This is a genomic window from Streptomyces tyrfis, assembly GCF_037034285.1.
Classification (GTDB): domain Bacteria; phylum Actinomycetota; class Actinomycetes; order Streptomycetales; family Streptomycetaceae; genus Streptomyces.
In genome coordinates this window covers 1-327 of sequence record NZ_JBAGJZ010000136.1, presented here as the reverse complement: position 1 = coordinate 327, position 327 = coordinate 1, and the positions used below count along the sequence as shown (strand labels likewise).

Below are 327 nucleotides of genomic sequence, written 5' to 3'. Positions count from 1 at the left end.
CCCCCGGGCGAACCGAGAACTGCCAGATAGGTGTCTTCGCCGCCTACGCCTCACACAAAGGCCGCGCACTGGTGGACCGGGAGTTGTACCTGCCGAAGTCCTGGACCTCGGATACGGACCGCTGCGCAGAGGCAAGGATTCCCGGGGAGCGTGCCTTCGCAACCAAGGGCGATCTCGCGAAGGACATGATCAGACGAGCCCTGGGCTCCCCGCTGCCTGTCGCCTGGGTAACCGCCGACTCCGCCTACGGCCAGGACCAGAGGCTGCGCCGCATGCTCGAAGAGGTCGGGGTCGGCTACGTTCTGGCCGTGCCGAAGTCCCAGCACA

The 327-nt window shown here is 66.7% G+C and carries 1 protein-coding gene; it reads left to right on the top strand.

Features of this window, described 5'->3' with window-relative positions:
* Positions 1-327 (top strand): transposase (locus WA762_RS35555; protein ID WP_335941721.1); only part of this gene is annotated, 327 nt, incomplete at both ends.